This is a genomic window from Pseudogracilibacillus sp. ICA-222130, assembly GCF_037892545.1.
In the GTDB taxonomy this organism is placed as follows: Bacteria; Bacillota; Bacilli; order Bacillales; family Amphibacillaceae; genus Pseudogracilibacillus.
Genome location: NZ_JBBKBG010000049.1, coordinates 1 through 12,995 on the forward strand (window position 1 = coordinate 1; position 12,995 = coordinate 12,995).

Sequence of the window (12,995 nt, forward strand, 5' to 3'; positions counted from 1 at the left end):
CATTTTTAAAAAAATGGGGCGGTTTTTTATGTGAATCTAGATTAATGAGGGAATACTTTTTAATTATTTATCGAATAAATGGGCAATGTTCAAAAGATAAACTTGTAGATGCTTTCCCCATTTAATCATTTCTTCCTTAACATTTTCATCTGGTACAGCAGTCATCGTTATTCCAACAGGAATTGAATATATTCTTAACTTTTTGTATAATCAGTGTAATAAATTGAGTATACGAAGTGTCAATGTGCTCTTTAAAAGTGGAAGAAATTTATAAAATGAAAATAACATATGATATTTTAAATATAAGATGTTCTTGTATATGAAAAGGAGGAAGAATAAATGGATGAGGCATTACTTTATTTAATTGCCGGCTTCCAGAAATATGCAGATGAAGATCGAAGAAAAATACATGAGTTCATTCATTATGGCTATCAACAATTTATTCGTGAATGCCACGAAAAGAATGTAATCCCCCCAAAAAACTATCAAGAACTTATCCACCTTCTACGAAAACCCGCTAAAAATTGGGGCTTTGAAAAGATAGGAAAATACTACCCAGAAAACTCACCGATGATTGACTCCCATTTACGACCAGTGCATGAGGCAAATGAATTGCTATACGTGATAGATAAACATGCAGACGAAATTCCATTACGCCATTTACAAAATCATTATCAGCAACTGTCAATGCGAAAAATTTATGCATATTGTAAAGAAAATATAGATGATGATAATGTATATACAACTATTCGTTTATTTTTATCCAATCCTGAAAATGCAGTATTAACTGTTAGTAAATTAGATACATTTTTGTTAGAAATAACAGATAAGACTTTGGTTAATTATATAAAAGAATGTTATGAATCTATTAAAAATATACAAGATTATCGAAAATGTCCTTACTGTCATTGGACTCTATCCTATAATGCAGCAAAGCAAAAGTGGCAATGCAATTACGGTAGTCCATGTGAAGAGAGAGCAAATTTACAGCATGGTGTACCCTTTGAAGAACAGTATTATGCATTAAAATTTATTCGCCTGAAACCAGGTATTCAACGATTCACATTAATACCAGGAATTTCTGAAAATAGAATGAATAAAAGGTTACAAGCACTCGGCTATCAAGTGCAGATGTATCCAAATGTTGATGTTTATGATTTATATGCAGAAAAGAATCACCATTCTTTCAAAATTGATATGAAAGATTATAAGAATCCATCTACACTTGCACGGGATATATGGAAAGAAATACAAAGCAAGGGAGAGACAAGGGATGAGGAAGTAATTTATGTCATTCCTTATGAACAGCAACAAAGAAATAATCAATATGTTATGGAAGTATACAATCTGTTAAATGATTTTAAAATGGAAGCGGAATGGTTTGAACCTGAAGTGTATATTATAGATGAGAAAAATTTTTTGAAGATGGTAGGTGACGAAGAAGATGAGCCAATCTTTCGAAAAATTAGTCGAAAGTACTCATAAGAAATTCACTTATTTATCAAAAATAGTTGTACAAGATATAGTTGCCGTTGAATTAATGGGGATGGGTATTCGTCTCATGGAAATGAACATAAGCATTAGAGATGCGTGGATTATTTTAACAGGACATGATTCGCCGATAGTACCAGTAGTAAAGGAAAAAGAAATAATTTCGAAATTGCGTGTACTGTTACATGGTTATAAAGGGGAAAACAGGTGGCATCAAGTATGTGAAAGTTATGAAAAAGTTAAGGATGAATTCCGCTTATTTCATTGTTTACGTCAGGAAAAATTTCCGATATCGAAAACAGCACTTTTTTATAAAGACCGTAAAAAGGATTATAGAACGGAATTATGTGAACCAGTTTTTCCTGAGAAAACAAAAAAACGTTATTTAAAAGGAGACGTCTTTCAATATGAACGAATTGAACGTGGGGAAACAAAATCTTTTATAGGGAAAATTCCGTCTAATTTGTATCAGAATACAGAGTTGTCGTTACCGGCACAGAAAACTAAAGTACATGTACCTATTATGACGTCAGAACAATTGCAGCGTACTGTAAAAGAAATGGACTCTAAATCTAGAAATGGCACAACAAGTTGGCAAGAGAGGATAAAGTCTTTTACATTGAAGCAAATTCAGCCGAGTAGTGGAGTGCATCATATTATAGGGGGATTAGGTGCAGGAAAATCAACTTATCGTGATGTTATGACGTATAACGCGGTAAAAAAGAAAGGGGCACGTGTGCTCATTATTGAAAGAACAGTTGCAGACGCTTATGAAAAAGCAAATGTTTATCGTAAATTAGGAATACATGTAGCTGTTATATCTAGTATTCGGCGACAATGGTACAATTTTGAACAAATTATTACGCGTCATCAAGTTCGGTCTGTTGCGGATATTGACGATGAACTGGCGTATAAAGATTTAACAGGGGATTGTATAATTCGGAATCTTGCAGATGATTTTACGATGGAACAGGAAAATGAACCATTTTTACCGTGCCAGCAATTAATGGAACCAGAAAAAAAGGGTGTGTATCTTTGTCCGTTAGCACAACATTGTGGAAAATATGAAGCAATGAATCAGATGCATGAGGCGGAAGTGTGGATTACAACAGAGGCCGCACTATTATCGATGACGCTACCACCGATGATAGATCTTTATGAACGAACATTGTATGAAGCAGCATATGATCTTGTTGACGTTATATTTGTAGATGAAGCGGATCAAACAAAAGGTATGTTTGAAAATAAATTTATTACTGAAGTGCCGTTATATATACGTGGAAATAGTCCGACAAATAAATTACAAATGGACGCATTAGCATTGTCGAATAATGAAAGGTATGAACCGATTGATGAAGTGATTAGTTGGCGTTATATGACATCTCATTTATCACATAACACAGAACAACTGTATCAGTTGATAAATGAAAATGTACATATTAAAGAATACATGGCTCGTCAAGTGACATATTTATCTCGATTACGATATCATCTTGTTCATTCACTAGATGGTAGTATACAAATGGAGCGTGAGTTAAAAGAATATGCGAAAAAAGCTAGCTATCACTCTGGAGAGCCATTGAGTTATTTAGGAAGGTTAACATCGAAAGAAGATAAACGATCAATGGCACTAAGTTGGATTGAAAAGCATGGTGTACAGATTGTTTCTTCAGAAGAAACATATAAACAAATCGATAAATTATATGTATATATTTATTTAGCAAACATTCAGCATGCACTCCATTATATTCAAACGAATCGATATATGTTTCACAAATATCAGTTACCAGATCATCAACTAGTGTTTGATCAAGTATCTGCATTTTTACCGCTTATTCGTGAATCAATGACAGGTTTGAAATATGGATTTTATTTGGAGCGTAATGATAACACAACACAAATTAAACTACAAATGTATCAAGGGATGGGAATGGATTTGTTGTATAACTGGCATCAAATGTACAAGCCTTTAAAAGGAACTGCGGGACCAACTGTTATTTACTTATCTGGTACTAGTTATATAAAAGGATCTCCGCATTACCATGTAGAATCAGCTGTTCATTGGACATTGTCGTCTGTAGCTCCATTACCGAAAGTGGAACAATTCATGTTGCCAATTCGTGAGGAAGAAACATTTTTATATGTTTCTGGTCAACCTACATCCAAACGTCCACTAGCATTAGAAAAAATGATTGAAGCTTTAATTTTTCATATAGATAAAGAACTCCTCTATTGGAAAGAAAGAGGGGAAAGGCGACGTATTTTACTCATTGTTAACAGTTATCAAGATGTAGAGGTTGTCCAAAAGGCATTAAGTAAACAAGGAACATTAAAGGATAATTATTTAGTGTTAGATAGAAGAGAAAACTCATTGGAGCCAAAAACGTTTCACCGTTCTAAACTGAAGGATTTACACAAAGAAAAAGAAGAAATATTTGTTGCTCCATTACTTGCGATGAATCGGGGCTATAATATATTACAAACAAATTCTAATAAGTCTTTATTTGGTTCCGTATATTTTTTAACGAGACCATATCCAACGCCTAATAACTTACCATACTTCGTTCAATATTTACATAGTTTATATCCGCAAATGATTCAGGAAATCAAGAGAGAACAATTAACAGGTGTTGCTGCATTGCGAAAAATGCGAAAGGATAGTAATGCATTGTTTCATAAGATGCATCAGGAAAAAGGAACGTGGAATTATTTAAACGAATCAGAACGTACAGTGTTAGCTTTATTTACGTTAATTCCGGTATGGCAATTAATTGGTAGGTTATTAAGAGGGGGGACAGATGCCCGTGTATTTTACTGTGATGCAAAGTTTTTCTATGATGAAAAAAATAATCCAACAATGATCGACTACTGGAAAAAGGTATTACATGAGGAAGATCCACATTTTCAATTATTGTATGAACCATTTATAAATGGATTACATGATTTGAAAGTAGGTGCATGGAAGTGAAAGAAGAAAACCATATTCAATTATTTAGTTTTGAAATAAACAGAGGAGTCATTCAAAAAATTTTCGATAATCATCCAATTTACTATTTACAACTTCCGAAAGATTGGTTAAGTATTTGGAAAGAAAAGAAGGATAAAAAGAAATTCAACTTTTATATGTATCAATTGAATGAAACAATTAAACGAACGTTCCCATCTATTTTTTATGCTAATATTCGAAATGAAAAGTATTGGTTATTAAGTTTTGAACCAATTGAACAAGCATTCTTGCAACTATTATATAAGCAATTTCTTGTATCTTTCGATCAAGTCCTCCCACCTTCAAATGAGTTACAGAAAATAAAGTGGGAAAGAATACAACATGTTGAAGACATGGAGAAAGAAATCTATTATAATTGGATCCCTGCATTTTTTTCTTATCAGTTTGCAGCATCAGGAAAAAAACATCTCTATATAAATCCGAATAATAAAGAGGTGAGAGACTTTTCAGTTTTAAATGAAAAGGTATCCTTTTATCCAATAAAATTTAATAATAAGTACGAATGTATGAGTGATGTGATACAAAATACTGATTATAATGGTGTCCCATCTGAACGCTATTCTTATATAATTAAATTTTCTTATCAAAATCGTGCTAAATTATTGGAAGAAGGCATCTTAAATGTAAAATTTGGCATACGTAGGTATATAACAAATGGAATAAGGGATATTCACGATATTAGATATAATAGGCGTGGTTCAATGCTCATCCAACTTGAAAGTTCACTATTGGAAAATGCCTCCACCTTTGCTCATTGGCAATATGAAAAAAGAGCAGGAACGTTAAAGTGGACTGAAGGTATACGCCAATTTATGAAACAACGCGCATTTGGGACATTAACTTCTTATAAACCAGAAGAAATTCTAAAGGATCCATTATCCTTTTCTAAGGGGTCTATGAAAGTTTTACCTGTTTATAGTGATCAAGTGTTTATAAATAAATCTTTAATGAAAACAGAAGCGGGAATTGGTTTACGAGAAAAGCATTATTTATTTGAATTAGTTGAGGAATGTTTTCCATATTTGCACCTATTGGAAAAAGGGAGAGAAGTAAAGCGAACACAATTACGTAATGGCAATAATGAGACACCTTTTGTTGTACCGAATGAAGATTTACGTCATATTCGACTTGAGATATGGGGAAGAGAATCCTTACGGGAGCATTTTATAGAGCAAAATGAAGACTTGTTAGAAAAACAAATTGGTGATTCAAATAAATTTATATTAAAGACGGATGGAAAAAATATAGTGTTGATAGATATCGTACAAATGGATCCAACTAATATCATTCGTGCACGAAGCGAAAATGAAAAAGCTCGTACATATATGGATGCGACAATTGATCAATTAAATGATATTTCATTAGAGAAAAATACACTTATTTTATCTTTAATTGAAATAGAGGAACCCCATAAGTATGGGAAATATTATGACCCAAAACAACTATTGAAAGAAAGCTTTGCTAGAACTGGGAGACTAACACAGTTTATTCATCCTATACAAGAAAAAAGTGACCGGAAAATAGAAGGTGAAGCTATACAACGGTTACGAAATAGCATGAAAGATTTATTGAATAATATAGGAATTTGTCCACCTCGGGTAAGAAACATGAAATTAGATGAGCATATTATATTTTCCGCCGGGATGATTCAAAAAGGTAGTTCATCTATCCCGGTTGTCAGTCAGTTTTCCTTAGAGGAACCGTTACGTGTGAAATTATTTACAACGAAAGGAAGTGGATGGAAGTTATTTCACGAAGCACTATTACAATTCCACACTCACCGAGATCATGCATTCATAAAAAGAAAAGATGCTGCATGGATGGTGACATCTTTTGTACAATTTATCGGGGAGTCTTTAGAAGAAGTAGCAGAGAAAACAGACAAAAAAATTATCTTTATGATAGACGAGGTATATAGAAGTTATCAGATGAAAGAAGTAACGAACAAACATATAAGTCAATTGCTACCAAAAATTCAATCATTGGTTTCTAAGAAATATAGGAACCGAATTCGAATTGTTCGTATAAGTAATCATGAAGAAATACCACAATATCGAATATGGAATAAAAGTAAAGGTTATTTAAACTATAATAGTGGATTATTCACAACAAACGAAGAATTGTATTATTCTATTGCTTTAAGAATGGATAATATGAGGTCTATCCATAAAAATACCATTAAATATGGAGCTCCGTCCCGTTTTTTAGTACAACAATCACTTGTGGAATTAGTTGTATTAGGTTGTGAATCTGTGGAAGAAAGTGATGAAATTGCAACAATTGTTCATTGGTTAAGACGTGCTTCCCTTACTTCAGACAAGGGGACAATACAACCTTATCCTCTACATTTAAATAAAGTGTTTAGAAGTTATCTTTCTCTACAAGCAAAAAGTAGCCGAAATGGAACAGGAATATTTAACCAAGAAGATCATTCTTTTTCAGAAAAAATTTCTTTAAATGAACTAGAAGTAGAACAGTTAACTTTTCCGTTTGAGTATGAAATAGAAGAGACTTAAATACATGCCCCTATAATATATTTTCTAGGGGCATATATCATTTCACAAGCATCTTCATAAAAACATAATACATACCGGAAAGAAATGAACTTTAATATTGTATCATTTGAATAAACTTCTTACATATTGTCCTAACTGTTCATTGTTATATCCTTTTTCAATTGCTTGTAAAATACCCTCTTTCAATGTTGGCTCATCGATGTGACTGTCAGAGTTATTTGGTCGTTTCATTTGTTCGTGTTGTTTTTGGAAATATTTGATCGCTTTTCTCGCTGTATTTATGTCTTGACGTACGAAATGGTTCGTCAACTCATGAATATAGGACCAGGAAATACTTTTATTTATTAATAACATATAATGCAAAATTGCATTCACAACTGGATCCGTTACACCTTGTTCACGAATGCCTGTAATAATATCGAGGTCACTTTTCGTTGGTTTGCTCTGTGTCAATTCTCCGATTAATTCTTCAGGTGTAATCGTCTCTATATATTCGATGAATTGATCCATTTTTTTCTCCTCTATCATAACAAATACCATCCTTTACTTGTATCGTTTTTTAACAATAAGATGCATTTCTTTGTACATTTACTGTTTTGTATAGTTGTTTCATACGATACCGTAATTTGAAACCATCATTCTCATCTTTAAGATTTTCTAATTAAATTTGTCTCATCACTTCCATCGTATCATCATAAAATAGTCTTGAAAACAAATGATTGTTTGAACATAACTTTTTTCATTTCTATTTGATTGTAATGAATCAACAAATATTAAAAATAGAGACAGAGCGGTTGAAAGAAAAAGAAGTGGTAGTTCTATAGAAAAAGCATGCTATTCAAGGGAGATGATGTCTTATATTCTGTACCTGACTTTCCAGTTTTAAATATGGTATCATATTTTTATACATAAAATGTAAGGTAGGTTAAGATACATGCTTTTTGTTATATTGTATGTGTTAGCTTTCATATTACTTTTCCTTCGATTAGTTACCTGGATGATTAGATTAGGTTATGTAATGGCCGTTGTGGTGGATGTGCTAGTGATAGGTGGATTTTCAATTTATTATGCCCATAATGAATGGTTTGTATCTATTGCGAGTGGGAAGGCTGTATATTTTTGGGATGTTTTATTGTTCGTTCTTATAGGTATTGTTTATGGGATAATCGTTGTGCTGGGGACGAGCATGTTTCCGCGGATAGCTGGACTGTTCCATTATATGATTGCTTGGATTACGACTGGCTTTATATATGTTTTTATTAATCATGAAGTTTTTGATGTTGTTCTTGGCCCACTGTTAAATAATGAACAAATGAATACAGTCGTTCATATTGTCATTATTTCGGTGCTTGCCTTATTTATTTTTACTCCAAGAATGCGTATCTTTAAACAAGATTTAACGTGACGTTCCGTAAAGGACGTCACGTTTTGTATGAAAAAATGGTTGCAATGCATAGTTTATTGCATTTTTTTAATTGTTGCTTTCACCGCTTCCTCCATTTCCTTATACCCTGTGCAACGACACATATTAGACTCTAACCATTCTTTTATATCGCTATCAGATGCATTTGGTAGTTGATTGACAAGCGCATGGCAATTCATAATAAATCCAGGAGAACAATAACCACATTGAAAAGCAAAGTTTTCAATAAATTGTTCTTGTATAGGTGTTTGGTGAAGCCCTTCAATCGTTGTAATCTTTTTTTGATGTCCTTCAATCGCAAGCATAAGGCAAGATTTCATGACTTTTCCATCGACTTCAATTGTACAGGCACCACAATCCCCGTTTAAACAGCCTGGTTTTGCCCCAGTCAATCCAAGTTTTTCCCTTAGGACATAGAGCATCGTGTCAGCATTACGTGCATGAAAGGTTCGTTCCCTGCCATTAATTTGATATGTTATTACTTGTTCTTCCATTTAGCTCATCCTTTTTCTAAAGTGTCGATGACATCTGTTAAGACATTTTTTAAAACAAATTTACGATACGTATCAGACCCATGAATATCGTGTAAGATTTCTTTATGAAATGCTTGTAGGGCATGTTCTATTCGTTTAGCTCGTTCTGTATTAGGTTTGTTCAGCTGTGCGTCCACTTTTTCACAATGAAATGGATAGGCATATAAACCGCTATAAGCTGTATGGATGTGTGTTTCTTTCAAAATGGCAGCAATGGTAAGTAAAGGATAACCAACACCCCATTGACGGCGTTTTTTTACGGTAAAGAATGGGAGGGCAAGGTCTTTTGTCGCTACTTTCACTTGAACAAGGAATTCTCCTTCCTTTAATTGCAATGTTTGATCGAACAACTCCTGGAACGGTCGTTCTTTTAAACCGTGTTGCGTTGCGATAACCGCATATGATTCCGTAAGTAAAAATGGAAGAACGGCTTCCCGGTAAATAATGTTTGCACAAATATTACCACCTAATGTAATTTTGTTTCGTGATGTTCGGTCTGCTATTTCAGATACGACTTTTTCTAATAGGGGAAATTTTTTCATCTCTTTTATGCTAGTCAAGGATAATGCAGCACCCAATGTAAGCCAAGTATCATCTTGTTCTAATATATGACATGCCGGGATATGATGAATGTCAATGACAGCATCGGTAACTATTTTGTTCATTCTTCCTAGCGTAATTATTTCTGTTCCCCCAGCAAAGTAAATAGGTGACTTGTTTTCTTGCAGTAAAGATTGGAAAAGGTTTGTCGCCTCTTTCATTGTGGTCGGCTTATAATATTCAAAATTGTATGGGATCATAAAAATTTGTCACCTACTTTTTTGCGCCAAATCATTTCAGGTGTGAGTGGCAATTGATTTAATTCGACTCCGGCTGCAGTTGATAATGCATTGCCTAATGCGGCAGGCATACCGATTAATGCATGCTCTCCGACACCTCGTGCACCATATGGGCCGTCAAGATGTGCTGTTTCAATGAATTTCGCAATGTATTCGGGATGGTCACCATATCGTAATGGACCGTATGTTCTTAATTTTGGTATGTTCATTGTTCCATCTTCCCGAAATTCATATGCTTCGGCACTTGCATGGCTTAACCCCATACTCATAGAGCCCATCACTTGTCCTAGTGCTGCTTTATAATTCAGTACCTTACCAATATCGATGACAGAATAAGCTTTTAAAATTTTGTAAGTGAAGTCACGTTGATCGAATTCTATTTCAACACCTTGAGCGCCGACAGTCCATTCTGGTCCTGTTTTACCTTTACCTGTTTTAGGGTCTAAATGTGATAAGTGACGAATCGTGTAATTCCCCTTACCAATTACTTGTCCACCGATAGAGTTTCCGTTTGAATATTGATACCCGTAACAGACATCTTTTATATAGACGTATGTAGTTGGATCATCACGTACATATACTTTTTCATATCCAACTTCTAAATCTTCAGGGGAACAGGTGAGAACACGTGAAGCAATGTCACGTAATTGTTCGACTGCATCATCAGCGGCTTTTAATAAAGCACGGCCAGCGAGTAGTGTACCTCTACTGGCGACAGTTTTATAATGTTCTGGGATTGTTTTTGTATTAACATCCATTTGTACGTGGATATTATTTATATCCATTTTCAATCTTTCGGCTAATAATTGTGCGAGGATCGTTTTTGTCCCCATCCCGATTTCTACAATACCGGATAAAATATTGACGCTTCCATCTGCATTAAAAAGTAAAACAACACCAGAACTGGCACCAGAAATAGTCGATGTTTTCCAGGAGCAACACATTCCTTTTACACGTATTTTCCTTTCATCAATAGGGATGGTGACTCCTTCTTTCCAATTCATCATCTCTTGTAATTGGTCGATACATTTCGGTAAATTTCCGACAGAACTTTCATTTAATACTGTTTGTGTAGGGGATGTATTACCTTTAACGATCGCATTCTTTTTTCGAAATTGTAATGGGTCCATTTCGAGTTTTTTTGCTAATGTATCCATGGCACGTTCAAACATAAATAAAATTTCTGAATGGCTAAAGCCACGATATGCAGTAATATACGGATGATTCGTATAGACACAAATCGCGTCACATCGAATATGGTCTATTTTGTATGGACCTGTACATGTTGCTGCGACGGCTGTTGTTAGCAATGTTCCTTTATCAGCATAAGCACCAGTATCGATTAAATATGTAATTTCGGCGGCAGTTAGTTTGCCATCTTTCGTGGCGCCGAGTTTTACTTTTGCATCTAATCCCATGCGAACAGGGGCAGTAAGCATGTCTTCTTCTCGTGTGTAGGTAAGTTTTACACATTTTCCGTTTACTGCTTTGGATGCGATATAGGCGATTAATTCCAACTGAGTAGTAACTTTTCCACCGAAGGCACCTCCGACAAGTGGAGTCGTTGCAATAATTTTTCCTTCTTCCAGTTCGAATGTTTCACTGAATTCTGATTTGACACCGTAAGGAGCTTGGGTTGTGGATGTAATCATTACCGTGCCATCTGGTTTTATTTCTACAATGGCACTTCTTGTTTCGATTGCAGTATGGTCTGAAGGTGGAACAACGTAATTTTCTTCTATTGTCATATGCGATTGTAGCCACGCTTTTTGAATATCGCCTTTACGAACTTTGACACGATTTGCGATATTTGAATTTGCTTCGGGAAATACTTTGTCTGTTTTATGATAGGTTGCTAAGTTTTCATGTACTAAAGTTGCTTCTTGTTTCATCGCTTCTTCTGTCGTGTTGATTATTGGTAATGGGTCATAGGTGACTTCGATTAATGCTGCCGCTTGTTCGGCAATGTATGGATGTTCTGCAACGACGGCTGCGATTGGTTCTCCAAAATAGCGTACTTTTTTATAAGCTAAAATCGGCCTGTCTTTTATATCTGTTCCTGTTAATGGCAAAGATTCCCCGATGATGATGGCATGTACTCCGGTCACTTTTTCAGCTTTTGATGTATCGATTTTCTTTAGTTTGGCATGTGCATGTGTACTAACTTTTAATTTTACGTGTAACATTTGAGCATCTGACCTATCATCGGTATATTTAGCCGCTCCGGTTACTTTTTCTTCTGCTTCTTTTCGAGGAATGCTTTTTCCAATCATCCAGTCCATGAATGTTTTCACCTCTACATATAGATTGTCTATATGTTAAAATACACTCTTTTTATAAAAGTATACGTGCTTATTGAAAAATAGAAGGTTAAAAAAGGATACAGGGGAGTCCTGCATCCTTTCATCATACGGGTATGTCATCGTTTATGTTCGATCCCAGAACCGTTTTTTAGCAATTGCTACGAGAAACTCTTCCGCGAAATTCGGATTATCTTTTGCGAAAATGACACCATTTAGATGGTTTTGTTGATGAATTTTCAGAGGGGTGTTGCATCAGTTGTGATACCGATTGGTTTAAAATGCTGGTACATGACATCGGTATAATACATGATGTCTTGATAGGATTGTTTTTCATTGGCAAAATCTCCACCGACGAGATAAAGCGCGTTTAGTAGATATGGGCTGGATGTTAAAAAAGTTTTATCTACTTTTAACGGTGTTCCTTGGTTACCAACAACCGTTCCGAGCATTTGGCTAATAATATAAACAAATACACCCTGTTTCATTAATTGATTGATTTCCTCTAATACTTCCTCTTCCGCAAAATTATTTCCAATGAGAACCCCAACTCATATATATGGAGAGATTTCTATTAATAGAACTTTATCTATGATAGTTTGTTGCAGATTAGGGATGTCGCTTTTGATTCCGCAAGTTCATGAGAAAATAGCGTTACACTTGCGTAAATACACGATAATTCCGCAAGTTCATGAGAAAATAGCGTTACACTTGCGTAAATACGCCATAATTCCGCAAGTTCATGAGAAAATAGCGTTACACTTACGTAAATAAATGATAATTCCGCAAGTTCATAGGAAAATAGCGTTACACTTGCGTAAATAAACGATAATTCCGCAAGTTAATGGGAAAAATGCGTTACACTTGCGGAAATACACCATAATTC

The 12,995-nt window shown here is 34.6% G+C and carries 9 protein-coding genes; 4 read left to right on the forward strand and 5 right to left on the reverse strand.

The features are described 5' to 3' along the window. The first annotated feature begins 339 nt into the window (after window positions 1-339). From WKT09_RS13015 to WKT09_RS13025, 3 genes are read left to right on the forward strand one after another with little or no spacing between them, the layout of a single operon-like run. On the forward strand, window positions 340-1,485 hold the full coding sequence (locus tag WKT09_RS13015; RefSeq protein WP_340416443.1) for a restriction endonuclease-related protein: 1,146 nt from the start codon (window positions 340-342) through the stop codon (window positions 1,483-1,485). Continuing rightward, window positions 1,445-4,459, forward strand: a complete 3,015-nt coding sequence (locus tag WKT09_RS13020) for a pPIWI_RE_Z domain-containing protein (protein WP_340416444.1) — start codon at window positions 1,445-1,447, stop codon at window positions 4,457-4,459. The genes WKT09_RS13015 and WKT09_RS13020 overlap by 41 nt, the downstream gene beginning before the upstream one ends. Further along, window positions 4,456-7,014 carry a pPIWI_RE module domain-containing protein gene (locus WKT09_RS13025; RefSeq protein WP_340416445.1) on the forward strand — a complete coding sequence of 853 codons (2,559 nt, stop codon included), beginning with the start codon at window positions 4,456-4,458 and terminating at the stop codon, window positions 7,012-7,014. Before WKT09_RS13020 ends, WKT09_RS13025 begins: the two co-directional genes overlap by 4 nt. Before the next feature lie 102 nt (window positions 7,015-7,116). On the opposite strand, the gene WKT09_RS13030 is transcribed toward WKT09_RS13025, so the two are convergent. Continuing rightward, entirely contained in the window at window positions 7,117-7,542 is a 426-nt protein-coding gene (locus WKT09_RS13030; RefSeq protein ID WP_340416446.1) for a DnaD domain protein, read from the reverse strand. Between the two features lie 469 nt (window positions 7,543-8,011). On the opposite strand from WKT09_RS13030, the gene WKT09_RS13035 reads away from it, so the two are divergent. After that, window positions 8,012-8,419 (forward strand): hypothetical protein, encoded by a 408-nt coding sequence (locus WKT09_RS13035; RefSeq protein WP_340416447.1) that lies wholly within the window; start codon window positions 8,012-8,014, stop codon window positions 8,417-8,419. 53 nt (window positions 8,420-8,472) lie between these two features. On the opposite strand, the gene WKT09_RS13040 is transcribed toward WKT09_RS13035, so the two are convergent. From WKT09_RS13040 to WKT09_RS13055, 4 genes are all read right to left on the reverse strand, one after another. Further along, a complete protein-coding gene (locus tag WKT09_RS13040) occupies window positions 8,473-8,931 on the reverse strand; it encodes a (2Fe-2S)-binding protein (protein WP_340416448.1) in 459 nt (152 codons plus the stop codon). Window positions 8,932-8,936: 5 nt separating this feature from the next. Next, entirely contained in the window at window positions 8,937-9,770 is an 834-nt protein-coding gene (locus tag WKT09_RS13045; protein ID WP_340416449.1) for an FAD binding domain-containing protein, read from the reverse strand. After that, a complete protein-coding gene (locus WKT09_RS13050; RefSeq protein ID WP_340416450.1) occupies window positions 9,767-12,091 on the reverse strand; it encodes a xanthine dehydrogenase family protein molybdopterin-binding subunit in 2,325 nt (774 codons plus the stop codon). The genes WKT09_RS13045 and WKT09_RS13050 overlap by 4 nt, the downstream gene beginning before the upstream one ends. A gap of 257 nt (window positions 12,092-12,348) precedes the next feature. Next, entirely contained in the window at window positions 12,349-12,597 is a 249-nt protein-coding gene (locus WKT09_RS13055) for a hypothetical protein (protein ID WP_340416451.1), read from the reverse strand. Window positions 12,598-12,995 lie beyond the last annotated feature (398 nt).